At 64.1% G+C, this 20,749-nt stretch carries 18 protein-coding genes, 1 tRNA gene and 1 pseudogene; 11 read left to right on the top strand and 9 right to left on the bottom strand.

Annotated features, from left to right (window positions below; translation table 11 throughout):
* Window positions 1-43: 43 nt before the first annotated feature.
* From MF610_RS11650 to MF610_RS11630, 5 genes are read left to right on the top strand one after another with little or no spacing between them, the layout of a single operon-like run.
* Complete coding sequence (locus tag MF610_RS11650; RefSeq protein ID WP_242196633.1) at window positions 44-1,153, top strand: ABC transporter permease; 1,110 nt, start codon at window positions 44-46, stop codon at window positions 1,151-1,153.
* Entirely contained in the window at window positions 1,144-1,995 is an 852-nt protein-coding gene (locus MF610_RS11645) for an ABC transporter ATP-binding protein (RefSeq protein ID WP_380870618.1), read from the top strand. The genes MF610_RS11650 and MF610_RS11645 overlap by 10 nt, the downstream gene beginning before the upstream one ends.
* On the top strand, window positions 1,995-2,960 hold the full coding sequence (locus tag MF610_RS11640; protein WP_242196627.1) for an MlaD family protein: 966 nt from the start codon (window positions 1,995-1,997) through the stop codon (window positions 2,958-2,960). The genes MF610_RS11645 and MF610_RS11640 overlap by 1 nt, the downstream gene beginning before the upstream one ends.
* Before the next feature lie 22 nt (window positions 2,961-2,982).
* Window positions 2,983-3,561 (top strand): ABC-type transport auxiliary lipoprotein family protein, encoded by a 579-nt coding sequence (locus tag MF610_RS11635; RefSeq protein ID WP_242196624.1) that lies wholly within the window; start codon window positions 2,983-2,985, stop codon window positions 3,559-3,561.
* An 11-nt stretch (window positions 3,562-3,572) separates the two neighbouring features.
* A complete protein-coding gene (locus tag MF610_RS11630) occupies window positions 3,573-4,187 on the top strand; it encodes a LysE family translocator (protein ID WP_242196621.1) in 615 nt (204 codons plus the stop codon).
* Window positions 4,188-4,190: 3 nt separating this feature from the next.
* On the opposite strand, the gene MF610_RS11625 is transcribed toward MF610_RS11630, so the two are convergent.
* Complete coding sequence (locus tag MF610_RS11625; protein ID WP_242196618.1) at window positions 4,191-5,063, bottom strand: peptidylprolyl isomerase; 873 nt, start codon at window positions 5,061-5,063, stop codon at window positions 4,191-4,193.
* A 92-nt stretch (window positions 5,064-5,155) separates the two neighbouring features.
* Here MF610_RS11625 and MF610_RS11620 point away from each other — a divergent pair.
* Window positions 5,156-5,246, top strand: a tRNA-Ser gene (locus MF610_RS11620).
* Window positions 5,247-5,579: 333 nt separating this feature from the next.
* On the opposite strand, the pseudogene MF610_RS11615 reads toward MF610_RS11620, so the two are convergent.
* Window positions 5,580-5,854, bottom strand: a pseudogene (locus MF610_RS11615) (integrase core domain-containing protein); the annotation flags it as partial.
* A 22-nt stretch (window positions 5,855-5,876) separates the two neighbouring features.
* Here MF610_RS11615 and MF610_RS11610 point away from each other — a divergent pair.
* Window positions 5,877-6,683 (top strand): acyltransferase family protein, encoded by an 807-nt coding sequence (locus MF610_RS11610; RefSeq protein ID WP_242197542.1) that lies wholly within the window; start codon window positions 5,877-5,879, stop codon window positions 6,681-6,683.
* Here the strand turns inward: MF610_RS11610 and MF610_RS11605 are convergent.
* Both MF610_RS11605 and MF610_RS11600 read right to left on the bottom strand, forming a co-directional pair.
* Window positions 6,645-7,016, bottom strand: coding sequence for a hypothetical protein (locus tag MF610_RS11605; protein WP_242196615.1), 372 nt, complete (start codon window positions 7,014-7,016; stop codon window positions 6,645-6,647). The genes MF610_RS11610 and MF610_RS11605 overlap by 39 nt on opposite strands.
* A gap of 21 nt (window positions 7,017-7,037) precedes the next feature.
* Entirely contained in the window at window positions 7,038-7,949 is a 912-nt protein-coding gene (locus MF610_RS11600; protein ID WP_242196611.1) for an SDR family oxidoreductase, read from the bottom strand.
* Window positions 7,950-8,032: 83 nt separating this feature from the next.
* Between MF610_RS11600 and MF610_RS11595 the strand changes: the two genes are divergently transcribed.
* Complete coding sequence (locus tag MF610_RS11595; protein WP_242196610.1) at window positions 8,033-8,680, top strand: TetR/AcrR family transcriptional regulator; 648 nt, start codon at window positions 8,033-8,035, stop codon at window positions 8,678-8,680.
* 144 nt (window positions 8,681-8,824) lie between these two features.
* Here MF610_RS11595 and MF610_RS11590 read toward each other — a convergent pair whose 3' ends face one another.
* A complete protein-coding gene (locus MF610_RS11590) occupies window positions 8,825-9,244 on the bottom strand; it encodes a nuclear transport factor 2 family protein (protein WP_242196607.1) in 420 nt (139 codons plus the stop codon).
* Window positions 9,245-9,372: 128 nt separating this feature from the next.
* Here MF610_RS11590 and MF610_RS11585 point away from each other — a divergent pair, with 128 nt between their 5' ends.
* Window positions 9,373-10,002, top strand: coding sequence for a TetR/AcrR family transcriptional regulator (locus MF610_RS11585; RefSeq protein WP_242196604.1), 630 nt, complete (start codon window positions 9,373-9,375; stop codon window positions 10,000-10,002).
* Window positions 10,003-10,303: 301 nt separating this feature from the next.
* Here the strand turns inward: MF610_RS11585 and MF610_RS11580 are convergent, their stop codons facing one another.
* On the bottom strand, window positions 10,304-11,029 hold the full coding sequence (locus MF610_RS11580) for an SDR family oxidoreductase (RefSeq protein WP_242196601.1): 726 nt from the start codon (window positions 11,027-11,029) through the stop codon (window positions 10,304-10,306).
* 149 nt (window positions 11,030-11,178) lie between these two features.
* Between MF610_RS11580 and MF610_RS11575 the strand changes: the two genes are divergently transcribed.
* Entirely contained in the window at window positions 11,179-12,075 is an 897-nt protein-coding gene (locus MF610_RS11575) for an AraC family transcriptional regulator (protein ID WP_242196598.1), read from the top strand.
* A 198-nt stretch (window positions 12,076-12,273) separates the two neighbouring features.
* On the opposite strand, the gene MF610_RS11570 is transcribed toward MF610_RS11575, so the two are convergent.
* Both MF610_RS11570 and MF610_RS11565 read right to left on the bottom strand, forming a co-directional pair.
* Window positions 12,274-14,820 carry a TonB-dependent receptor plug domain-containing protein gene (locus MF610_RS11570; RefSeq protein ID WP_242196595.1) on the bottom strand — a complete coding sequence of 849 codons (2,547 nt, stop codon included), beginning with the start codon at window positions 14,818-14,820 and terminating at the stop codon, window positions 12,274-12,276.
* A gap of 1,151 nt (window positions 14,821-15,971) precedes the next feature.
* Complete coding sequence (locus MF610_RS11565) at window positions 15,972-18,398, bottom strand: aldehyde dehydrogenase family protein (protein ID WP_242196593.1); 2,427 nt, start codon at window positions 18,396-18,398, stop codon at window positions 15,972-15,974.
* Window positions 18,399-18,494: 96 nt separating this feature from the next.
* Between MF610_RS11565 and MF610_RS11560 the strand changes: the two genes are divergently transcribed.
* The gene (locus MF610_RS11560; protein ID WP_242196590.1) at window positions 18,495-19,382 is read left to right on the top strand and encodes a LysR family transcriptional regulator; all 888 of its coding nucleotides are present in this window, start codon (window positions 18,495-18,497) and stop codon (window positions 19,380-19,382) included.
* 408 nt (window positions 19,383-19,790) lie between these two features.
* Here MF610_RS11560 and MF610_RS11555 read toward each other — a convergent pair whose 3' ends face one another.
* Window positions 19,791-20,525, bottom strand: a complete 735-nt coding sequence (locus MF610_RS11555; RefSeq protein ID WP_242196587.1) for an SDR family NAD(P)-dependent oxidoreductase — start codon at window positions 20,523-20,525, stop codon at window positions 19,791-19,793.
* Window positions 20,526-20,749: the final 224 nt, after the last annotated feature.

The raw sequence follows: 20,749 nt of genomic DNA, 5'->3' as shown, positions 1-20,749 counted from the left end.
ACCACCTTGCCGCGACGCCGCAAATCGCCGATGGATGGTCGCGATGAGCGCTTCCGCCGATTTTTCGCACGACCGGGCCGATGGCGGCGGCGTGCTGCGTTTCACCGGCGACCTTTCGCTGGCGCATGTCGGCGACCTGCCCGAACGGCTGAACGCGGTCGACGGCCCGGTCGACCGGATCGACCTATCGCAGGTCGATCGCATCGACACCGTCGGCGCGTGGCTGGTCCACCGCTTCGCCCGCGACCGCGACGTCACGATCGACGGGCTGAACAGCGACAGCCAGCATCTGTTCGATCAGGTCGCCGCGGCCGACGATCCCGTCGTCGCCAAGCAGAAGGCGCTCAGCCCTCCGTTGCGCGTGCTGGAAGAGATCGGCGACGCCGTATCCGGCAGTGCGAAGCAGCTGCTCGGCCTGCTCGGCTTCATGGGCGCGACCGTCATCGCTTTCATCAACGTGCTGCGCCATCCGCGCCGCTTCCGCTTCAACGCGACGGTGCAGCGCTTCGAGGTCGTCGGCGTCTCGGCGCTCGGCATCATTGGCCTCATGAGCTTCCTGATCGGCATGGTCATCGCGCAGCAGGGCGCGGTGCAGCTGCGCCAGTTCGGCGCGGAAGTGTTCACGATCAACCTGATCGGCCGCCTGACCTTCCGCGAACTGGGCGTGCTGATGACCGCGATCATGGTCGCGGGGCGTTCGGGTTCGGCCTTCGCCGCGCAGCTTGGCACGATGAAGCTGACCGAAGAGATCGACGCGATGCGCACGATCGGTGTGTCGCCGATGGAGGCGCTGGTCTTGCCGCGCGTCATCGCCGCGATCGTCATGATGCTGCTGCTCGGCTTCTACGCCTCGATCGTCGCGATCATCGGCGGCGGACTGCTCAGCTGGGCGCAGCTCGGCATCCCGCCGATCACCTTCGTCACCCGCATCCGCGAGGTCGTGCCGATCACCGACCTCTATATCGGCCTGATCAAGGCGCCGGTATTCGGCGCGATCATCGGCATTTCGGGCTGTTTCCACGGGATGCAGGTCGAAGGCGACGCGGAACAGGTCGGCGGCCGCACGACCGCGGCGGTGGTGCAGGCGATCTTCCTCGTGATCGTGCTCGACGCGTTCTTCGCGATCTTCTTCGCGTGGATCGGATGGATATGAGCGACGAAGCCATCATCCGCGTCCGCGGCCTCAAGAACCAGTTCGGCGATCAGGTGATTCACGAGGGGCTCGACCTCGACGTGCGTCGGGGCGAAATCCTCGGCGTGGTCGGCGGGTCGGGCACCGGCAAGTCGGTGCTGATGCGCTCGATCATCGGGTTGCAGACGCCGACCGCCGGCACGATCGACGTGTTCGGCGAAAACACGATCGGCCGCGAGGAAACCGAAGCCACCGAAATCCGCAAGAAATGGGGCGTGCTGTTCCAGGGCGGGGCGCTGTTCTCGACGCTGACCGTCGCCGAGAACGTGCAGGTGCCGCTGAAGGAATTCTACCCGAAGCTCAAGCCTGCCCTGCTGGACGAGATCGCCGGGTACAAGGTCGTGATGACCGGCCTGCCCGCCAATGCCGGCCCCAAATACCCCAGCGAACTGTCGGGCGGCATGAAGAAGCGTGCCGGCCTCGCCCGTGCGCTGGCGCTCGACCCGCAGCTGTTGTTCCTCGACGAACCGACCGCCGGGCTTGATCCGATCGGTGCGGCGGCGTTCGACGAACTCACCGCGTCGCTGCAAAAGACGCTGGGGCTGACCGTCTTCCTCATCACCCACGACCTCGACACGCTGCACGCGATCTGTGATCGCGTCGCGGTGCTGGCGGACAAGAAGGTCATCGCCGTCGGCACGATCGACGAACTGCTCGCGCTGGATCACCCCTGGATCCAGGAATATTTCAATGGACCCCGTGGCCGTGCCGCCACCGATGCGCAGGAACGCATCGCCAAGGCGCAGGACCACCCCCGCGATGCCGGACCCGAACCGGTTTCGCCGCAAGCCCAGAGGCGCTGATGGAAACCCGGTCGAACCATGTCCTAGTCGGCGCGGTGGTGCTGATCCTGCTGGTCATGCTGGCGCTGTTCACCGTGTGGCTCGCCCGCGTCGGCGGCGGCCATGAAAAGGAATATGACGTCTTTTTCAAACAGGGCGTCGACGGCCTGGCAAAGGGTTCGCCCGTGTCCTTCTCCGGCGTACCGGTGGGTCAGGTCGATGATATCGCCTTGTGGCCTAAGGACCCGCAATTCGTCCGCGTCCGGCTCAAGGTAAAGGACGAAACACCGGTTCTGCTCGGCACGACCGCGACGATGGTCGGCAGCTTCACCGGTGTGTCGACGATCACGCTCGACGGCGCGGTCAAGGGCGCGCCGCCGATCGCGTGCCCCGAAACCAACCCCGAACAGTCGTGCCCAATGGGTGTGCCGGTCATTCCTCCGAAGGCCGGCGGCGTCGCCGCGCTGCTCAGCTCGGCGCCGCAGCTGCTCGAACGCGTCACCACGCTGACCGAACGGCTGGCCGACGTGCTGTCGGATCGCAACCAGAACTCGATCGCCGCGATCCTCGACAGCACCAACCGGCTGACCGACGCGCTGGCCGATCGCGGTCCCGAAATCGCCGCGACGCTGGCCGAAACCCGCATCGCGATCCAGCGTGCGGGCGTCGCGTCGCAGCAGATCGGCGAACTGGCGGCGACGACCAACGGCGTGCTGGCCAACGACATCCAGCCGACGATCCAGCAGCTGAACCGCACCATCGCCAGCGCGCAGAAGAGCGCCGATACGCTCAACGAGGCGATCGGCGATGCGAAGCCCGGGCTGCAGGCGTTCAGCAAGCAGACCATCCCGCAGGTCAACCAGCTGGTCGGCGACCTGCGCGCGATGACCGGTGCCCTCGCCTCGGTCGCGGAAAAGGTCGATCAGGGCGGCGCCACCGCGCTGGTCGGTCGCTCGAAGCTGCCCGATTACGATCCCAAGAAGTGACGCGGACGATATGAGGCCCCCCATGAAGAAGCTGTCCGTTCTGCTCCTCCTGCCGCTGGCAGCCTGTATCCGCTTCGGCGCCGAACCGCCACCCGCGCTGCTGGTGCTGACGCCCGCCGCGCCGATCGCCGCCGGGCAAACACAGACCTCGGCTGCCGCGCGCTCGATCACGGTACAGGTGCCGGTCGTGCCGCAGGAGCTGGCGGTCAACCGCGTGCCGGTCCAGTCGAGCCCGACGACGATCGCCTATGTGAAGGACGCGCAGTGGGTCGAACCCCCCGCGCGGCTGTTCGCCCGGCTGGTGTCGGATACGCTGACGTCGCGCGCGAACATGGTGGTGCTGAGCTCGCGGCAGGGTTTCATCGACCCCGGCGCGCAGCTGAGCGGCGAACTGCGCGAATTCGGCATCGACGCGATCCGCAACGAAGCGGTCGTCGTCTATGACGCGACGTTGCAGCGCGCCGGCGCCACGACCTTCGAAAAGCGCCGCTTCGAAGCCCGCGCACCGGTCGCCACGATCGACGCCACCAGCGTCGGCCCGGCCATCAACCAGGCCGCCAACACCGTCGCGACCGCCGTCGCCGACTGGGTCCGGGGCTGACGGACGACGGCATGGCGCTGCACAGCTGGCTGTTGTTCGTCGCGGCGGTCGTCGTGCTGTGCGGGACGCCGGGGCCGAACATGCTCCACATCCTGACGCGCAGCGTGGCATTGGGCTGGCGCGGCAGCCTGCCGGCGATGGCAGGCTGCCTGACCGCGTTGGTCACGGTGCTCGCCGCGTCGGCGGCGGGACTGGCGGCGGTGCTGACCGCGGTGCCCGGCCTGTTCGACATATTGCGCTATGTCGGTGCCGCCTATCTCGTCGGGCTGGGATTCAACGCGTGGCGCAACCGCTCCGCGCCGATCGACGTCGGGTCGGCCGAACTGCCGCGGGCGCACCTGTTCCGCGGCGGCTTCCTCGTCGGGATCAGCAACCCGAAGCTGCTGCTGTTCGCCACCGCCTTCCTGCCGCAGTTCATCGACCGCGCGCAGCCACAGGCACTCCAGTTCGCGATCCTCGTCGCGACCTTCGCGCTGGTCGAATGCCTGTGGTACGCCGCCTATGCGCTCGGCGGCAGCTCGCTGGCGCGCCATCTCACCCACCCGCGCGTGCGCCGCTGGTTCGACCGCGCGACCGGCGGCATCTTCATCGGCTTCGGCACCGCCCTGCTCATCGCGCGCGTCTGACCGTCACGCGTCGGGCGTCTTGCGCACCGGCGGCATTGCGTTGCACACATCCGCGCCGCCCGCCGGCACGGTGAAGAACGGCGGCTCGCGGTTTTCGCGCCCGCGCAGCCATGCCGCGAACCGGACATTGTCGGCGGCGCGATACTGATAACGCGGTCGCGTCGCCGCCGGCATGTCGCTGGCCAGCTGCACCGTCACGATCGGCATCGGCACCTGATCGGTCGCATAAAATCCCATGTTGCCGGTCCCGCGCGGCAGCGACGACAGATACTCCATCCCCTCGATCACCCGCCCGACGAGCGCGATATTACGGTCGAGGTGCCGCGGCGCATGGCCGATCACCGTATAGAGTTCCGCACCGCTTCCGGTGCTAGGCGCCATGTCGCGCCCGACGCCGACCATCGCATAGCAATGCGTCAGCCACGCGCCCTTGCCATCCCCCGCCACCGGCCAGCCATCCGCGCTATGCCCGCTCTTCGCCGCATAGGGATCGGGCCGCGTCATCCGCGTCACCGCGTCGTAGCGACTGCCGACATATTCGGGCGGCGGATTGGCGACGACCCCGGCGGGCAGCCGCTTCTTCTCGGTCACGTCGCCCCATTGCGCGACATAATTGTCCTGCACGCGGTAGACCGACGTTCCGTCCCACCAATGCGCCCGCGCCAGCGTGCGCAGATTGGCGACATGCACCGGCGCATAGCGCGGCGCCAGCCGGATCACGACCCGCTTGTCCCCCGCCAGCGTCATCACCAGCAGTTCGTCTTCGGGGATTGCCCGCCAGTCGGACGGAGCCGGATCGGCCGGACTGGGCGGTGCAGGCGGGACCGCCGGTGCAGCGGCCTGGAACAGCGCCGCGATCAGGGAAGCAAGGATCATGACGCACATCGTGGCACGCGGGCGCCCCACCCCGCAACTGCCGCTTGCACGAAGCCCCGCCGCGCCTTAGGGAACCCACCTTCCGGCAATGCGGAGCGGTGGCCGAGTGGTCGAAGGCGCTCGCCTGGAAAGTGAGTATACGTCAAAAGCGTATCGAGGGTTCGAATCCCTCCCGCTCCGCCAATATCTGTTGTAAACACTAGATTTTATGAAAATTGATGGCATCATGCCCAACTCCATGCCCACTTTCGAAATGAATGGTCGCGAACGTTCACGGACTTGATTGCGGAATTTGCGCTTGGTTCGTGTGATGATTGTCGCGCGACGGCTACAGATGATCGAGCGGGAGCATGCCAGCCCCGTCGATCGCGACTCAGTGCAGACTAAACGGTGTGGGCAGATTTGAGCCGGTGTCTGGCGGTGGCGAGATGGACCATGCCGAGGAAAACTGCTGACGAGCTAATCGTAGCGGGTGGCGATGGTGAGCAGCCCCCACCGGCTGGTCCGGATTGTTAGTTAGTGCATTGTCGCCTCCGCCGCCATTGCCGGGCGTAGGTGGCGCGAGGCGGAACCGGAGGTCGGCAATAGCGGTGTCACCGCTTCCGGGGCCGGCGGGCGGTAGCCCAGGCTGCTGTGCGGCCGGACGGTGTTGTAGTGACGGCGCCACGCCTCGATCAGTACTTTGGCCTCGGCGAGGCTGTAGAAGATCTCGCCATTGAGCAGTTCGTCCACAGCGAGCCCTTGAAGCTCTCGTTATAGCCGTTCTCCCACGTCGAGCCGGGCGCGATGTAGGACTTCCACGTCCTGATCGTGATGGTGCTTGGCTTCGTCATGATCCCGCTGCCGAAGAGCGCCGATGTTCGCGGCTGGGACGAGATCTATCCTCTCAACGGTCCCGCGTGGTCGTTGTTCTACGAGTATGTCGCCAATGCGCTCTACGCTTTGGGTGTCCGCAAGCTGTCGAACCGCTCCCTGGGCTTGCTGGTCGCATTGTCCGCAATCGCGCTCATCTACCTTGCCGTGTTCGGACCACGTGGAGACTTGATCGGGGGCTGGGCGCTTGATCCGTCAGGTATCAAGATCGGCCTGTCCCGGGTGATGTTCCCGTTCTTCGCCGGCGTGCTGTTGATGCGTCTGGGAGGCAGGCTCCGGGTTCCGTACGCCTTCGCCATCAGCAGTGCCCTGCTCATCGTCGCCTTGTGCCTGCCCAGGTTCGGCGGAACCGATCATCTGTGGATCAACGGCCTGTACGATGCAGCCTGCGTGATCCTGCTGTTTCCCCTCGTAGTCGCGATCGGCGCGGGCGAGCGCATGGTGGATGGTGCGTCGGTCCGCATCGCGCGATTCTTCGGCGCACTGTCCTACCCGCTCTACATCACGCACTATCCGCTCATCTACATCTACACGGGCTGGGTCGTCGATCGTAAGATCCCAGCCATGGAGGGCGCTATCGTCGGAGTTGGCGTGTGCGCCGCGACGGTGACGATCGCCTACGCCTGTCTCAAGCTCTATGACGAGCCGGTACGGCGCAGGCTTACGGTACGATTTCTATCGCCTCGCGGTCGGGTCGGAGGAAACGGGTCAGGCGCGCGTGCGAACCGCCACGATCGCAGCCAGTAGCAGCGCGACGAAGATGGCGACGTTGATCCTTGGCTCGCGATAGCTCATCGCGAGGAAGGTCAGAGCCAGCCAAGCGGCACCGCCCGCAACCGCCAGGGCCGCTACCCAGGGATCGCGCAACAGCTCGGGCTCGCGCCGGGCCGCCCAAAGGCACATTAGCCCAAAAAGCACCTGTCCCATCGCGAAGGCCGAGTGGAGACCGTAGTAGAGCGTGGTCTCCGGTCCGGGTAAGTGCTTGCCGCGCAGATGCTGGCTGACAACGTCGATCGCGAAGTGCGCAGTGCCGGTCAGTGTCAGCCATCCGAATGCCGCGTAGGTGAGATATCTGGCCATGGTGCGCTTCTCCTCCCCCACTCAGAACCGCACGCCCGTCACGTCTTCCGACAGCTTCCAGAGCTCCTCGGCTGACGTTCGATCGGATGCCTGCGGCGGCATCTTCGCCGACGCGGGATGACCGCGCGTCTCCCCCAGACGGTCGGGACCGTAATAGCCGCCCGGTCGCGCGTCCGGTGACGTTGCGGCGAACAGCAGCGGCAACGCGCCCTGCGCTGCGGGCTGAAACAGGAACGGCAGCAGTGTGCGGGCGATGCTGTGCGCGCTGCCGCGGCCCGGCCCGTTATGCAGTAGTTCGGTGCGCGCGACGCCGGGGTGAGCGGCAATGCTGCTGACCGCCCAACCGGCCTCAGCGCTGCGACGCTGGAGTTCCAGCGCGAAGATCAGGCACGCGATCTTCGAGCGGGCGTAGACAGGCATCGGCGCGTAGTCGGCCCGCGCGTTCCAGTCGTCCCAGTCGGTCGATCCCGCGCGCGCCGCTACACTGGACACCGACACGACACGCGCATGCTGCGAAGCACGCAGCAGAGGCAGCAGCCGCCCCGTAAGCGCGAAATGCCCGAGATGGTTGGTGCCGAACTGCAGCTCGAAGCCATCTGACGTTTCCCGTCGCTCCGGCGGCACCATGACCCCGGCGTTGTTGACGAGCAGGTCGAGGTGCTGCTGCCGCGCGCGCAGACGGTCGGCGAAATGCGCCACGGAAGCGAGCGAGGCGAGATCAATCGCCTCGAAACGCACGGTAGCCGCGGGATATTGTGAAATGATGCGTGACACAGCAGCGGCACCTTTGCGCGCGTCACGACCGGCAATAACGACGTCCGCGCCGGCGCTAGCGAGCGCTAGTGCCACTTCGAGCCCGAGCCCTCCCGTGCCCGTCACCACTGCATTTCGTCCATCCTGTCGCGGTATGTCCGCCAGCATCCACTTTCGCATCGTTGCCACACCTGCTATCTGCACTAGGTGCAACTTTATAGATTGCACTTGGTGCAACAATCAAGCGTGAAGCGATGGTCTTGGTGAAGAAAGATGCTCAGCCGGTCGCGGGTTTGCGCCAGCGCAAGCGGGATGAGACGCTGCGGCGGATCACCGATGCGGGCATGTGCCTGTTCATCGAGAAGGGCATCGACGCGACGACGGTTGACGAGATTGCGGCAGCAGCGGGCATCTCACGCCGCACGTTCTTCCATTACCTCCCTTCGAAGGACGACATTCTCCTATCCCTTCAACACAGCATGGGCGGGCTCATCGCCGAGCGGGTGCGGCACGGCGACAGCGCTGCTTCGCCGCTCGAATCGATCCGTGCCGCGGTGATCGCGACCTGCGCCGAGGTGCCGGCCGACGATATGGTGAAGATCGATCGGTTGATGAAGGCGAGCCCCGCGGTACAGGCGCGCAAGCAGGCAAGCTACGTCGAGCATGAACGCACCTTGTTCATGGCGTTACGCGACCGCTGGCCCGATCCGGAGCGCGAAACGGGCCTCCGGCTGGTGGCTCTGCTCGCGATCGGCGCGATCCGCGTGGCCACGGAGGCGCTTGGCCAGGATGGCGAGGAGCGTTCGCTGGTCGAACTGCTTGACGCAGCATTCGATGCCCTGGGAAAGGAGCTGATCGGGAATTCCGATCAAGCCGGCATCATGCTTGGTGGAGGCGGCGCAGCCGGTTGATGGATCTGTCCGTGTGGTTGCCGGCGACCGACTGAAAACCGTCAGCAATACGGAGTGGGATCTACGGAGTCGACGCCGAATGACGGACGAGAAGCCATCTTCGATGTCGACCCGGTACACGCTGTGCTCAGGAGCCCGCGAGGCTTAGATCACCACTCTCTCGATGATCTGGTAATAAGCGTTGAGGTCCAGCCACTCGATACCGGAGACGACCTTACCGTCCTTCATGGTCATGATGTACATATATCCATTGCGGTACGGTTCACCGTCGAGGGCTCGGCTGCTGCTATCGATGCGGGCGAACACGTTGTCGCCGTCCGCCCAGATACCACGCGTGACGATCGCGAGGGGTTCTGCGAAGCGCGCGAAGAGGGCCTTCTCCGCATTGTCGAACAGGTCCGCCATGCCGTGATACGTCCGTGCGACAGGCCCGTGCCCAGCGATGGTCCATTCGGCATCCGAAGCGAAGACCGCATCAAAGAAGCGGGTGAGATCCTGCGCTGCATCGTTCAACGCGTCATTGATGATCCGAAGGTTGGTTTCTTCCTGGGGCGAGTAGGTCATTGTGGTCCTCGTATGTCGGAAAACGGGTGTGGGACGACGCGAGAATTGCTATACCGCTCGTTCCAAATACCTAGGTATACCGATCGTTCCATAAATCAATCGCCGAATTTTCGGCCAAGGATGACTGCATGACCGAGACTCGCTTCCAAGCGGATCAAGAGCGGCCCGCCCAACGTGGGCGTCCCCGCCAGTTCGACAGCGATGCCGCCCTCGTCGCTGCAATGCGGGTGTTCTGGCGCCACGGCTACGCCGGGGCCAGCATCGGTACGCTGCTCGAGGCGATGGGGATCAGCCGGGCCACGCTGTACGCAGCCTTCGGCGACAAGGAGACCTTGTTCCGTCAGGTCATGGACCTCTACGAACAGGAGAAGACGGCCTACATGGTCGAAGCCCTTGAGCAGCCGTCCGCCCGGGCCGTCGCCGAGCACCTGTTGGAAGGTACGATCGCGCTGCAGACGAATACGGCGGATCCCAAGGGCAGCATGGGTATCGTCCATTCGCTGAGCCACGCCCCCGGTGACGACGAGATCAGGAAGTTCGTCGTCCAGCGCGGCGACTTCTGGCGGGAGAAGTTAGTCGCGCGCATGGTACGTGCAGCCGAGGACGGCGACTTTGCGCCGTCCTTTGCCGCCCGCAGTCTGGCTTTGACGCTCAAGGCTGCAACGGACGGTCTGCTCGTAGCGGCAGGAAGCGGTACGAGTGAAGCCGAGCTGCGCGAAACTGCGGCGACCTTCCTGCAGATGTGGCCGGGCCGGTAGCTGGGAAGCGTGCAGACCTCCATCCGCATCCTTCTTCAACCATACCATGCGCGGGGCGGATAAGCTTGTTCAATGACGTTTGTCGGCTCTGCAAAATCGGTCGCAGGCTTTGGGCATAGCTTCCCCAACGCGAAGCGGTGACCTGTAGGACATACGGCAGGCGAGACCCAAAATCGGCCGCTCAGGTCCATTAAGTAGCTTCCCGTAACCGGACATACGTTCATCGCGGTCCGACGAGCTGATTGTGTCGGCGAACCCGACGTTTGGGCGTGCCCGCTCTGGCACCGGCACGCCCATGCACTCACATGTCCGCTGCGGTCGGGCGTACGATCACCTCATTGATTTCGACACCCTCCGGCTGCTCGATGGCATAGCGAACGGCTCGCGCGATCGCGTCTGGCGTCAGCGACTTCTTCCGCCATCCGGTCAGTGCCGCCGCGACCTCAGGATCGGTGATGTCATGACCCAGCTCGGTGGCGACCACACCCGGCGAGATCAACGTCGAGCGGACTTCGTCATGCTCCTGCCGCAGCCCTTCTGTGATGGCGCGCACGGCATGTTTGGTGGCGCAATAAACCGCTGCGGTCGACATCACCATGTGCGCGGCGACCGAGGCGACGTTGACAACATGGCCGCTCTTCTGCGCCCCGAACCGGGGCAACACGGCCGCGATGCCGTTGAGGACGCCGTGAATATTGACGTCGACCATCCGCTTCCACTCATCCCGCTTCAGCGCCGCGAGCGGCGAAAGCGGCATCACGCCGGCATTGTTGACCAGCACGTCGACACGTCCGAAGCGCGTTTCAGCAGCCTCCACGAACGCGTCGAAATCGGCGCCGTCAGTGACATCGAGTTCGCGCCAGGCGAAGGTCTCGCCCAGTTCCTCTGCCAGTGCCTTCAGACGTTCTCCGCGACGCGCGCCGATAAACAGCCGGGCACCGACTGCAGCCAATTCGCGCGCAGTTGCCTCGCCAATCCCGCTCGACGCGCCGGTGATAAGGACAACCTTGTCGATATTTCCTGCCATGATGCAGTCCTTCCGTTGTGGTGACGGGACGCAGATGGGCCATCACCCACGTCGAGCGGTAGACCGATCGCCCGAATGGCTTGCGCGATCCTCCAGAATTGATGCCAGGCGCTTGCCCATAGCGCGCGAGTGGGAGAAGGATCGTTGCTATGGACCGGATCGCTCAACTCTCCGCCCTCATTGATCGACACGTTGGGGGAACAGGCATTTGCAGTACGGCGATGCCGCGTGTGTCGCTGATCCGGGCCGACGCGCCGAGCACCCCCACGCCTGCCGTCTACGAGGCCTCCCTTTGCATAATAGCCCAGGGGTCGAAGCGGGTATCGATCGGCGAGCGCAGCGTGGTTTATGATGCGGCTCACTACCTCTTGGTCTCGGTCGACTTGCCGCTGGTCGGACTTGTGCTCGACGCGAGTCCCGAACGACCCTATCTCTGCTGCAAGATCGATCTAGATGCTGCAATACTGGCCGATCTCATGGCGAGTGAGGGCGGCGGCGTGGCCCGTACGGATTTGCCGGTGCTTGGCGTCTACCCCGGAGATCCCGACCTGATCGACGCGGCATGCCGGCTGGTCGGACTGCTCGACCGACCCAACACGATCCGCGCGCTGGCACCGCTGATCGAGCGCGAAATCCTCTATCGTCTGCTCACCGGACCGCACGGTCCGATGCTTCGTCACGTTGCAACCGCTGGCAGCCATCTCAATCAGGTTAGCCGCGCGATCGCCGCCATCCGCCGGCGGTTCGATGCCCCGATCCGCATCGACGACGTCGCAGCCGAGGCCGGGATGAGCTCCTCCTCGCTTCACGCACACTTCAAGGCGATCACCCGCATGACGCCGCTGGAGTATCAGAAGCAGCTGCGGTTGCAGGAGGCCAGACGCCTGATGCTGTCAGAGGGTGCCACTGCGAATACTGCAGGCTTTGCCGTCGGCTATGAGAGCCCATCGCAATTCAGCCGAGAATATAGGCGACTGTTCGGTGCACCTCCACGTGCCGACATCGAACGGCTCCACGCTGCGCCAGCAGCGGCCATGGCGCTGTGACGATGGCTTGGGTCGCAAACCGAGCAGCGCGGCAAGCGTGGTTGACTTGCCTGTGCCGTTGCCATCGAGCGCGCGGTTATGCTGGCTTCAGGCCCGCGCAGCGAAAGGCCGTCGAGGACGCGGGCGCGCGCCTTAGCCGAGCGTCAAGCAATCCATCAGAATCGATGCGGAAACGTTCTCGGTCATGCTCATCCGTATTCAGAAGTTCAGGCCAGCCCGGACGAATACCGAGCGTCCGTTGAAGCCGAAGGGTGAGATCGCATTGTACGGCTGTGTCCCGGCGTTGTCGGACCCGTTGGTACCGGCTGCGACAGTGGCCACGGTCGAAGCGATGTTCTCGGCCGGGTAGACGTTGAATAGGTTCTGCGTGCCCGCGCTGAACCGCAAGTCCCGCGTAGCCTGCCAGGACAACTCTACGTCCGTCAGCAGCCTGGCGCCGAAGGTCTGAATGATGTCGGAATTGGTAGCGCTGCCAGCCGAGGGAACGAGCCGGGTGTCGAAGCCCGGCACCAGCGCCGCCACCTGGGCGGGGGTCCTGTTCTGGATCGCAACGGTCGACACCTTGCCGTAGCGCGTGTTGGTAACGGAGAGCGTGAACGGTCCGCGCGCATAATTAAGGTCGAGCGTCACCTTCTCGCGTGGTTGGCTGTCTGAGAAGCGGAGCTGTTGGGTGACATCGAACAGCGGCGTCGTGATGCCGAGCGCCGCGATCGGGGCGGGTGTGCCTGCGATACGGTCGAACTTGGTCCTGTTGTAATTGCCCGCGAGCGTGCCGGTGAACCGGCTACCGTCGCCAAAGCTGTGGCGATAGTTCATCACCAGATCGACACCCCGGGTGTTCGTGTCGACGGCGTTGGTGAGGAACGACAGGGCGGCAAATCCCGACTGCCCGTTGGCGGCCAGAAAGTTAGTCAGCCGCGGGTCCTGGAAGGTCGAGGAGATCGCGATGCGGTCGCGCACCTTGATCTGATAGGCATCGAGCGTGAACGTCAGTCCGCCGGCTTGGAAAACGGTGCCGACCGAGATGTTGTCCGACTTCTCCGGCTTCAGGTCGGTCGCCCCTGCAAGGCGTGCGGCGGGTGTGTCGACTGCCGCGACGCGGACAATCGCCTGCGTGCCGTTCAGGATCAGTGTGTTGGACGCGTTGAAGCCTGCCTGTGCCAGAGCGGGCGCACGGAAGCCGGTGTTGTACGATCCGCGCAGCGCCCAGCTGCCGATCAAGCCAAGCCGGCCAGCGACCTTGAAATTGGTGGTGTCGCCGAAGTCGGAATAATGCTCGTGCCGCACCGCGCCCGAGACGATCAGTCGATTGAACAGCTCCTTCTCTGCCTCGCCGTAGGCGGCATAGCTGTGCCGGTTCAGCGAAGCGCGATCATCCAGGCCGTTGCTTGGTCCGGGCTGTGACCCCACGATGGCGGGCCTGCCGGCGTTCGGGCCGTCGAGGATCGGCACGCCACCGTTGCGGTATCCGTCCGGCGAGCCGGTGAAGAGCCGATAGTCCTCCTGTCGGTATTCCAGGCCGAAGGCGAGCCGCAGCGGACTGCTGTCACCGACCGGAATCTCACGGGTCAGGTCGAGGTTGCTGGTCCATTGGTAGAAGTCGCTGCCGTTGCGGTAGAAGCGGCTCGGCGATGCCGCCCCCAGCGAGACGTTGACGCTGTTTACGTAGGTCAGGTCCTGCGTGCTGACGCCGTAGACGCTCGACAGGTCCCATCCGAACCCCATGAGGTCGCTGCCGCGCACGCCGATGCCGGTCGAGAAATTCTCGATGCGGGTTTCGAGACCGGGGCTGTAGCCATTGGGGTAAAGAGCACGGACGGTCTCGTCCTGGCCGGCGCGGCGGAAGAGATATTGGATGTCACCATCGATCCGGTTGTACCCGCCAAAGGAGTAAATCTCAACGTCCCCGGGCGCTTTCGCGACAAAGTTGTAGAAGATCTGCTTGTTGGTGTTTGGCTGGTCGCCCTGCTGAAAGACGTTGCGGTTGAAGCCGGGTTCGCGGGGGTCGAGCGTGCCGTTCGACGGAGTTAGCCCCACGCCCGAGCCGAAGTTGCCCGACGGCAGCACCGGGCGTCCGGCCACGTTGGTGCCGAAATACTGCTGGCGGGTGTCGGGCCGAGCACGATTGGTGCCGCCGCGATCCTGGTACGCTGCGGTCAAGCGGAACACGCCATTGGCCCCGACCGGCACGCCCACCGAAGCGCTGGCTTCGTAGGTGGCGCCGTCACCCTCCGTCGTGGTCAGATACGTGGCCTGCGCTCGCGTTCCGATCGACTGATCCAGAAACATGCTGATCACGCCGGAGATCGCATCTGAGCCGTACTGCGCTGCCGCACCGTCCCGCAGAACCTCGATACGGGATAGCGCAAGCGACGGGATCGCGTTGAAGTCGATCGCCACGTCGCCCCGACCAATGCCGTTACTGGAGTTGAGATCGGACGCGGTATGACGGCGCTTACCGTTGATGAGGACCAGCAGCTCGCCGGGCCCAAGGCCGCGCAGTGAAGGCGGCTGCAGAAAGTCGCCGATGCCTGAAGCGAGCGGACGCGGTGAGCTGAAGCTGGGCACTTGGACCTTGAGCATTTGGATCAGGTCAATCCGACCGCTCTGCTGAAGCTCCTCCTGCGAGATCGCGTCAACGGGCGTTGCCGAGCCGATGCGCGTCCGTCCGCCAAACCGGCTACCCGTCACAACGATGTCGCCGCCGCTACTCGGCTCGACAGCGGCTTGCGCTTCTAAGGCCAAGGTCGGATCATTCTTCTGCTCGGCTGGCGCTCCAGCGCTGCTTTGCGCCTGACTTGGAACCGTGCCTGCCAGACCCGCAGCAAGGCAAACCGCAGCTACCCCCAGCCGCGCCGTAGTAACGTTCAATGTACTGTCCCCCTTTGGATGCGACGGCCGCACATCGCACATGACCGCAATGCAATGATACATCATCCCATGGAGGAAGCAGCTATGAGGATCAAGCCCACGTTCACAGCCGTCCATTATCAGAGCGGGCAGCACCCCAGTCAAATCGCGCTAGGGCGTGAACGTAAGGTCGGAGCGACATGTTGACCGATCACCGCCCGCCGCCCCTATGCACGCCGTAAGACACCCTTTCGCAAAGCGCCCTCTTTCCAGCTGATTTGCGCGGTGGCACCCCTGACCAACAGCAGCTCTCAAACACATCCCAGTGCGACCGGAACGACGAAGAATCGATGGAAAGTGACCGGGAGGACCCGCTTGCGGTCATTCGCGGCCTCTTTCTGGCTCCCCAACTCCTGCCATCCATTCAGTTTTGCAGCAGAGACGGTGCTGAGCCTCGACGCTGCCCGCTGCCCTGCCAGCCTTCAAAAAAGTTGATGAGGCGGCAAAGCTGCTACCGGCCCATTAACGGGCTGCCGGCTGCATAAGTTCTATCGTGATATGATCGGGGCCTGAAACGTAGGCCACCAACGTTCCCTTCCGTGGACCACCCCGGATCGGCAGCGGAGCAAGGCTGCGGTGGAGGCATTCAGTGAGGACCTGGCCCTCGAGGTCGAGCCTTTCGGCGTTCGAGTACGCCTGGTCGTCCCAAGGCGCGCACCGGAAACCGCGTTCAGTGCGACCGCGCGTGCACGATCACAGCAGGGTATCCCGGAAGCATATGCTGCTTGGGCCCAGCAAATGTTCGCTCAGCCGCAAACTACGGAGGTGACCTCAGCCGCGTAGCCGAAGCGGTGTGGCGCGCCGCGGCCGATACATCCACGCCGTTCCGTATTCCGGCAGGTGCGGATGCCGTCACGCTTGCCTCTCAGGGCCGATAACCGCTCGTCGGGCCCTCCGCGACCGGATCGATCCATCGATCCGGTCGCAACAGAAGGCATTCTAGGCGGGGGCACAAGACGCATACCTCGCCACATAAGCGCCTTCTATCAGGCCTGCCAGCTGGGCACGTTCGCGCCGCCAAAGATGCTGCGCCGGATGGGTTCGACGAAGCCCGACCACGGGAAGGCGTCAGGCGCCCGGCTTGCCTCATCTAGCGCCTGCAGCTGATCGGGCGACAGCGTAACGTTCAGCGCCGCAATGTTGCGATCGAGCTGATCGGGACGGCTTGCGCCGATCAGAACCGAGCCGATGCCACGCTGCGTCGATGCCCAAGCAAGCGCTACGTCGGCGGGGCTGCGTCCTATCTCGTCCGCCACAGTCCGCAACGTGTCGAGGATGTCCCAGTTACGATCGGTGAAAGGAGACTGGCCCAGAGGATTGTCGCCGGCAAGCCGTCCTTCGCCCGACGCCTTGCCGTCTTCGCGCCGGTATTTGCCCGACAGGAAACCCCCTGCCAGCGGGCTCCACGCCTGGACGCCGATACCGAGCTCTCGCGCGGCCGGCAGATGCTCGTAATCGGCGGAACGCTCGACCAGTGAATATTGCGTCTGCAGCGCGATCGGTCTTGGAACACCGCGTGTCTCGGCGAGCGTCGCCATCCGGGTCATGTACCAGGCGGGTACGTCGGACAGGGCATAGTAGCGGATCTTGCCGACGCGGATCAGGTCGACCAGCGTGTCTAGGACTTCCTCGACCGGGGTCACCATATCCCAGAAGTGCAACCAGTACAGGTCGATGTGATCGGTGCGCAGACGGTTCAGCGAGGCATCGAGGGCGGCATGGATATGCTTGCGCCCGTTCCCACCAGCGTTCGGCTTACCTTTGCCCATGTTCCAGGTGAATTTGGTCGCGAGCACCAAGTCGTTACGCAGGCGCCGATCCGCGATGAAGCCGCCCAGCAGTTCCTCACTACGCCCGCCCGCATAGATGTCGGCGGTGTCGATCATGTTGCCGCCAGCATCTACATAGGCGTCGAAGATCGCGCTCGCGTCGTCGCCATCAACACCCCATCGTTTGGTGCCAAACGTCATAGTGCCGAGCGCCAGCGGGCTGACGATCAGGCCGGACATCTTGTAGCCCCCGAACGGCGCCATGTGGTCCAGCTCGAAGATGGTGTTGACCCAGACGATGCCGGCACCGATCCGGTCCGACATGCGATGCGCCGTGCCGAGATCGCGCGTCCAAAGGTTCGCGGACAGGCCGTAGCCGGTGTCGTTCGCCATGGCGACGGCCTCAGCCTCGTTGCCAAATCGCATCAGCGCAGCAACCGGGCCGAAGATTTCCTCGCGCACGATGGTCATATCCGGCGTAGCGTCGGTGAACAGTGTCGGCATCGCGTAGAAGCCGCCATCGGCATCACGGTCGAACCGATGTGCCATGGCCCCTTCACGGCTGCCTGTCGCGATATAGGCCTGTACCTTCTCGAGCTGTGCCTTGGAGACGATTGGTGGAATCTCGATTCCCTCTTCAAAGGCCGATCCGACCTTCAGGGCCTTGGTCTTCTCAGCCAGTGCCTGCCCGACCTCGTCCGCGATGCTCTCGTGGACGAGAATACGCGTACCAGCGACGCAACCTTGCCCCGCCCCGGCAGTAAACCCCGCCAGCGCACCGGCGATCGCCTTGTCGAGGTCGGCGTCGGCCATGATAATCGTCGGTGATTTGCCACCGAGTTCGAGCGTCACCTTCTTCATGGTGTCTGCCGATGTGCGCAGGATCGACTGGCCGGTCGCGGTCGAGCCGGTGAACGTCACCTTGTCGATGCCCGAATGCTCGGCGATTGCGGCGCCTGCCTCGCGACCGCCCGTCACCAAGTTGACGACGCCGGCAGGAAGGCTAGCCTCGAGCATCAGTTCGACCATGCGGATCGAAACGAGCGGTGCTTCGGGTGCCGGCTTGAACACCACCGTATTGCCGCAGGCGATGGCAGGCGCGATCTTCCATGCTGTGGCGAGCGCGGGACCGTTCCAGGGAATGATTGCACCGACAACGCCTAGTGCCTCGCGCCGCGTGAAGGTGATCTGCTCGCCCCTCATCGGCAGCGTCGACCCGGCGATTTTGGTGACCCAGCCCGCGTAGTAGCGGAAGGCAGTAACAGCGCTTTCAACTAGCATCCGCGACGTCGGCAACAACGCGCCCATATCGAACGACTGGATCACAGTGAGTTCGTCCGCATGCGCCTCGAGTATGTCGGCGATGCGCAACAGTTGCCGCTCGCGCTCGTAGGGATCCATCCGCTGCCAGAACCCGTCGAAGGCAGCGCGCGCTGCCCGGACCGCAGCGTCGATATCCTCCGCTGCCGAGTCCGCCACTGCGGCGATGTCCTTGCCGGTGTCAGGGTTGGGAGTCATCGCGGTCCGTCCGGAGATCGCCGCCCGCCAGTCCGCACCGATCAGGTTTTGCTTGGCGGCATTGCCGATCCATGCATTGGCGGCGGTGAAGCCCGGCAGACTGGCAGTGTCGATAGGGTTGCGCATCGCATCGGTCCTTCTGTTGCTGACTGTGAGATGGACAGCGCGATAGGATCGGATAAGGCACGTTTTCCGGCAGATACAGGTGGGTAGAATTCATCAATGCGGGCTGGTGCATTTTCCGAGCTGACTCCTTTTGCAGCGGTCGCGCGGCTTCGCAGCTTCCGGCGGGCGGCGGCCGAGCTGAAGCTTCGTCCGTCGACGCTTAGCCACGCGGTGTCCGCGTTGGAGGCAAGGTTGGGCGTCATGCTGCTCGCACGAACGACGCGTAGCGTCTCCCCGACCGCCGCGGGTGCCGCACTTCTTGCCCGGATAGCGCCGGCGCTAGCGACGCTCGACGACGCGGTCGAGGCGGTCAACGAGCATCGTGAGAACCCACAAGGTCCCGTGCGGCTGACCGTGTCGCAAAATGCTGCCACGGTCGTTCTGGCACCGATGCTCGGCACCTTCGCGCGAACCTATCCCGACGTCGAACTGGAGATCAGCGTCAATGACGGTTTCGTCGACATCGTCGAGGCCGGCTTTGACGCAGGAATCCGACTTGGTGAAAGCGTCGGCGGCGGAATGACCAGCGTACGCGTCAGCGACCCCTTTCGCGCTGCGGTCGTTGCCTCACCAGAATATTGGGCGGCCCATACGCCTCCCGCCGCGCCGGGCGATCTTCAACGACACCGCTGCATCGGGCGGCGTTATGGCCAGGCGCGTGCGATCCATCGGTGGCAATTCGCAAAGGACAATGATCGGATCGAGGTCGCGGTCACTGGACCTCTCATACTCGATGCCGAATGGCTGATGCGGGAAGCCGCGCTGGCCGGCGTCGGCGTCGCGCAACTGTCCGAGCACGATGTCGTTCGCCATATGGCGGAAGGTCGCTTGGTGCGCGTGTTGGAAGACTGGTGCCCGCCGGCTTTCGCCTATTACCTGTTTCATCCCAGCCACCGCCTACCCTCGGCCAGCCTTCGGGCGGTCGTTGCCACCTTGCAGAAGTAGCAGCAGAATATCTCAGCTAACGTGCGGCGCCGACCGAGCAGCTATTTTCGATTAGCGAGGTGCATCCGCCAATCGCAAGAGAGCCGACATGAGCGTTTGCGGATCGAGCCGAGCCGATGCGGTACGTAGCCTAATTTCCGCGCTGGCCACGATCGCAGACGCTTCGTTCAGTACGTTGCGACCCGGACTTGTCAGTTCCGTGGTTTGTACACGACCATGACGGGCATGTGGTGCCCGGATGACCAAGCCTGAGCGCTTCAGCCCGACGACGATGCCCTGCATCGTTCCCGCGCTTCGAAACTTCGGACTTTCGTTAATCTCGATCTCACGGCGCTTTTGGCGAGCAGGTTTAAGCCGGAAGGTCTGACTTTCTACGCCAGCGGGCTTATTGCCCACTGGCTGAGTTTCTTAAATTTGAGCCAAGCCTCCATCGGTGAACAGCTCACTGCCCGTCATAAAGCTGCTGTCGGAGGATGCGAGGAACGCAGCAGCCGCCGCAACTTCGGACGGGTCGCCGACATGGCCGATCGGCGTGGTAGCTCCCATCTCGATCATTGCTTCGCGACCAACGACCTCGGCCGCCAGTTCGGTCAGCGTTGGTCCAGGCGACAGGACGTTGACGCGAATACCTGTACCACGCAGATCCTGCGCCCAGCTACGCGCGAGGTTGCGGACAGCAGCCTTTGACGCGCTGTACATGCTGAATGCGGGCGTTCCCATCACGCCGGTGGTCGAGCCGGTGAGGATGATCGAACCACCCTCACCCATCAGCTTCGAGCCCTTCTGCACCGTAAAGATCGTGCCCTTCACGTTGATGTCGAATGTTTCGTCATAATGCTCAAGCGTGATCTCGGCGAGCGGCACCAGCGCGCCGGTTCCGGCATTGGCGAACAGGATGTCGAGCGTGCCGCGCTCTTGCTTCACGGTGTCAAACAGTCGGTCGAGATCGTCGTTCTCGGTCACCGATCCCGCCACCGCACGGGCATTCGCGCCGAGCGCGGTCACCGCTGCGTCCAGTTTCTCCTGCCTCCGGCCGAAGATGTAGACGAACGCACCTTCCTCGATGAAGCGCTTTGCCGACGCCAGGCCAATGCCCGTGCCACCGCCGGTAATGATCGCAGTCTTGCCTTCTAATCGGTTCATACGTGCCTCCATTTCTTGGTTGCACGTAGCTGGCGCGGAACCTACCTAGGGACAAGTATGCACCTTTAGGTAGGTATCCAAAAATGCTACCAGCCACTGAGCTGCCCCCTTCTGAGTGGTCCATCGACTATGATAGTCTGGATCAAGGAAGGGACGACGAATGTCTTCGAAGAAGCACAAGCCCTGGGAGATCATCGGGAAGCTACGTGAAGTGGAGATCATGC

This window comes from Sphingomonas hankookensis (genome assembly GCF_022664465.1).
In the GTDB taxonomy this organism is placed as follows: Bacteria; Pseudomonadota; Alphaproteobacteria; order Sphingomonadales; family Sphingomonadaceae; genus Sphingomonas; species Sphingomonas hankookensis.
This window is presented reverse-complemented; position numbering and strand designations above follow the sequence as displayed.

Excerpts from the sequence above, each read along its gene's own strand:
- MF610_RS11650 (WP_242196633.1), top strand. The coding sequence starts at position 44 with ATGAGCGCTTCCGCCGATTTTTCGCACGACCGGGCCGATGGCGGCGGC.
- MF610_RS11645 (WP_380870618.1), top strand. The coding sequence starts at position 1,144 with ATGGATATGAGCGACGAAGCCATCATCCGCGTCCGCGGCCTCAAGAAC.
- MF610_RS11640 (WP_242196627.1), top strand. The coding sequence starts at position 1,995 with ATGGAAACCCGGTCGAACCATGTCCTAGTCGGCGCGGTGGTGCTGATC.
- MF610_RS11635 (WP_242196624.1), top strand. The coding sequence starts at position 2,983 with ATGAAGAAGCTGTCCGTTCTGCTCCTCCTGCCGCTGGCAGCCTGTATC.
- MF610_RS11630 (WP_242196621.1), top strand. The coding sequence starts at position 3,573 with ATGGCGCTGCACAGCTGGCTGTTGTTCGTCGCGGCGGTCGTCGTGCTG.
- MF610_RS11625 (WP_242196618.1), bottom strand. The coding sequence starts at position 5,063 with ATGATCCTTGCTTCCCTGATCGCGGCGCTGTTCCAGGCCGCTGCACCG.
- MF610_RS11610 (WP_242197542.1), top strand. The coding sequence starts at position 5,877 with ATGGTGCTTGGCTTCGTCATGATCCCGCTGCCGAAGAGCGCCGATGTT.
- MF610_RS11605 (WP_242196615.1), bottom strand. The coding sequence starts at position 7,016 with ATGGCCAGATATCTCACCTACGCGGCATTCGGATGGCTGACACTGACC.
- MF610_RS11600 (WP_242196611.1), bottom strand. The coding sequence starts at position 7,949 with ATGCGAAAGTGGATGCTGGCGGACATACCGCGACAGGATGGACGAAAT.
- MF610_RS11590 (WP_242196607.1), bottom strand. The coding sequence starts at position 9,244 with ATGACCTACTCGCCCCAGGAAGAAACCAACCTTCGGATCATCAATGAC.
- MF610_RS11585 (WP_242196604.1), top strand. The coding sequence starts at position 9,373 with ATGACCGAGACTCGCTTCCAAGCGGATCAAGAGCGGCCCGCCCAACGT.
- MF610_RS11580 (WP_242196601.1), bottom strand. The coding sequence starts at position 11,029 with ATGGCAGGAAATATCGACAAGGTTGTCCTTATCACCGGCGCGTCGAGC.
- MF610_RS11575 (WP_242196598.1), top strand. The coding sequence starts at position 11,179 with ATGGACCGGATCGCTCAACTCTCCGCCCTCATTGATCGACACGTTGGG.
- MF610_RS11565 (WP_242196593.1), bottom strand. The coding sequence starts at position 18,398 with ATGCGCAACCCTATCGACACTGCCAGTCTGCCGGGCTTCACCGCCGCC.
- MF610_RS11560 (WP_242196590.1), top strand. The coding sequence starts at position 18,495 with ATGCGGGCTGGTGCATTTTCCGAGCTGACTCCTTTTGCAGCGGTCGCG.
- MF610_RS11555 (WP_242196587.1), bottom strand. The coding sequence starts at position 20,525 with ATGAACCGATTAGAAGGCAAGACTGCGATCATTACCGGCGGTGGCACG.